The organism is Exiguobacterium sp. UBA6282, from assembly GCF_002440475.1.
Classification (GTDB): domain Bacteria; phylum Bacillota; class Bacilli; order Exiguobacteriales; family Exiguobacteriaceae; genus Exiguobacterium_A.
Genome location: NZ_DJUM01000039.1, coordinates 24753 through 27380 on the forward strand (window position 1 = coordinate 24753; position 2628 = coordinate 27380).

5 protein-coding genes are annotated in these 2628 nt (G+C 47.1%); 1 reads left to right on the top strand and 4 read right to left on the bottom strand.

The genetic code is table 11. The features are described from left to right. The 4 genes from B2751_RS10860 to B2751_RS10875 all read right to left on the bottom strand — a co-directional run. A partial coding sequence (locus B2751_RS10860) for a hypothetical protein (RefSeq protein ID WP_290774758.1) occupies positions 1 to 214 on the bottom strand: 214 nt, incomplete at its 3' end. Between the two features lie 185 nt (positions 215 to 399). Next, on the bottom strand, positions 400 to 873 hold the full coding sequence (locus tag B2751_RS10865; RefSeq protein ID WP_290774760.1) for an NUDIX hydrolase: 474 nt from the start codon (positions 871 to 873) through the stop codon (positions 400 to 402). A 20-nt stretch (positions 874 to 893) separates the two neighbouring features. After that, on the bottom strand, positions 894 to 1304 hold the full coding sequence (locus B2751_RS10870; RefSeq protein WP_290774762.1) for a hypothetical protein: 411 nt from the start codon (positions 1302 to 1304) through the stop codon (positions 894 to 896). A 30-nt stretch (positions 1305 to 1334) separates the two neighbouring features. Continuing rightward, positions 1335 to 2021, bottom strand: a complete 687-nt coding sequence (locus tag B2751_RS10875; protein WP_290774764.1) for a glyoxalase — start codon at positions 2019 to 2021, stop codon at positions 1335 to 1337. A gap of 132 nt (positions 2022 to 2153) precedes the next feature. On the opposite strand from B2751_RS10875, the gene B2751_RS10880 reads away from it, so the two are divergent. Beyond that, positions 2154 to 2628 (top strand): hypothetical protein (locus B2751_RS10880; RefSeq protein ID WP_290774766.1); only part of this gene is annotated, 475 nt, incomplete at its 3' end.

Consider the following 2628-nt stretch of genomic DNA (forward strand, 5'->3'; position numbering starts at 1 on the left):
TGCCGTCAATCCGTTGCATCTCAATGCACGGCGAATCTTCTAATTCAACGGCATATACGTTTGGCGTCGGGATAGTCGTCCGCTCAAGTTCTTCAAGCATACGAAATTCCTGTACGATTCGCTGTATTTCAATCGATTCGCGGAAGTATTTGCGTACTCGTTCGTCAGAGATTGTCATCACGGTTGCGGTAGAACCTTTATTTACGTTAGTCATCGCCATATTTCTCCTATCACTTATTTCGTTATATCGTTTCTCAAATCATCCAGCCAATCCTTCTAATAAACGCATCACTTTTCCATCTTTTATCGTCTTCTTGATGCTTCAGGCTGAAACGCGTCCAGTGCAACAAAAAATCTTGAATGAACAGTTCATTCAAGATTTTTGTTTTACCCTTTGCTTCAAATGGAGACGTGATGCGCTGTCCGTTTTTTTTGAACATACTCCATCAAGATCGGTCGTTCCGGTGGATTGAGGTTTTCTGGTAGCTGATCGATAGCGAAAAAGCGTAATTCTGCGACTTCTGACGGATCCCGAACTACTTCACCCGAATAAGCTGTACACAGAAATGCCGAGATGACATTATAGACTTCATCCCCGTGCGGATACTTATAGTAAAACGCATCACCCGAATAGACGTTCAATAATTCGAGGTGCTCTGCTTCAAGACCGGTCTCTTCCCTTAATTCTCGTTTTGCTGTCTCTACGAGCGTCTCCCCGATCTCAAGCGCTCCACCAGCGAGTCCCCAGCAATCATTATCTTGCCGAAGTTGTAATAAGACTTCTTGTTTATCGTTGACGACGATGACACACGCTCCTGCCATGACGAGCGGTCGTGTGCCGACGATTTTGCGTAATTCTGTGATGTATCCCATGTCATTCAGTCCTTTTTCATTTAAATCACTCTCGTTCGGACGCGCATCCGTTTGAGCCCCGTCAATAGGAGACATAACAAGATGATGCCCGAAACGAACAGTACGTACGTATGAATCGTAAAGAGGGAACGGAAATCGATTGCGACAACATTCTGCTGCATCTCAATCCAACTACTTAGTAGGATTCCACTGATTGCAAATAAGATGAGTACGCCGACCTGTCGACGTGTCAACGTAACATACGTCAAAACGCGCATGCCTTCACGGATCACGAACGGTAGGAGAACGAGGAGGGCTGCGACCGGTAAGATGACCGGGTCACCGCCTTGCTGAATCGGCATCGACCGGGTCAAATAGCCAAACAGAAAAAAGAAACCACACACGAACAACAATAATCCGAACGCGATACTCGCATTCACCGCTTTATTCATCTTACTTCCCTCACTTTTTAGAATAATGAATTATGAAGAAACGGCACTTTGATGCCATACGCCCGCTGCATCCAGCCGGACCCGATGTCTGCCGTCGAGTTCCATCTCGATCGGACTGACCTTTGCCGTCTTCGGTGAGAACAACCATGTCCGTCCTTCCGGGACGAGCAAGATATGCGTTCCATCCGCGACCGGTCCGAGGAAGTTGAGTGACGCGCCGTTGAGCGGACGTTCCCGTCGTTCGAGAACGCCGATTTCCGCTAACTGCTCACCCACTTCAAGCACGTCTTTCACCGTCAGACTCATCTCACCGATTCCGAGGATGTCGGACACATCAAACGTCGGTTCCGCTTTAGATGGATTGATTTGATGCCGCGCGATCAGCTCCAAGACATTTTCATCTGGATCATAAAAATAGCAGGAATGCGAGTCCGTGAAGTCAAAATAAATCTCGTCCTGTCCATCTTCGATCAAGAGTGGTGTCCGTTCTACGAGCCACGCTTTTCCTTGTTGGAAGACGTTTTCCGGAATGTTGAACGCCATATGGTATTGCGTATCAACATCGTCCGTCTGTCGATATGTCAGTTGATCGGTACCGATTTGCATCGTAAACGACTCGTTCGTTTCCGAGACGAGCGGGAATCCGATCTGTTTTATGTAAAAATCCTTCATCGCCGGTAGATAGCGTGTCACAAGAATGGTTTTTGAAATGTTCAAGCTGATGACCTTCCTTCATTTGCAGTAAAATTTATCAAAAAGCGATATGCTTTATTTTACCACTAATGGTAAAATCATGACGAATGGAAAGTCTGATTTTTCAGATATATTTATACCTGAGAGGATGTTTTGATGAAATTATTAATCGCTCAACCAAAACGCGAGACCGGACTCGAGCAATTCGAACGTGAAATCGCCGCTTATCCTGAAGTCGATCTGATTGTCTACCCGGAAGGCTATTGTACGGTCGCAGAACTCGAACGCGTGCAACACCTTGCCAAACAGTTCAAAACAGCCATCGTCCTCGGTTACAAGGATGAAGCGAATCTCGATCGCGCTGTCATCATCGATGCGACCGGGACGATTCTGCTTGATCGCGCCAAAACACCAGAAGCTGGACCGCTTTATACACCATCAACAGCAAACGACGGGTTATTCCGCTATGGATACGTCCTCTGCCGTGAAATCTTCTTAGGAAACGACGGACTACGCGAGGAATCCGGACTTGATCTCATCTTCAACCCGATTGGCGTCGGCATGTTCAGCGAGGAACAGTACGTTGAGTGGTCCGGTGAAGCGCGTATCATCAGTCAGGCGCAACAAGCGC

Excerpts from the sequence above, each read along its gene's own strand:
- B2751_RS10865 (WP_290774760.1), bottom strand. The coding sequence starts at position 873 with ATGGGATACATCACAGAATTACGCAAAATCGTCGGCACACGACCGCTC.
- B2751_RS10870 (WP_290774762.1), bottom strand. The coding sequence starts at position 1,304 with ATGAATAAAGCGGTGAATGCGAGTATCGCGTTCGGATTATTGTTGTTC.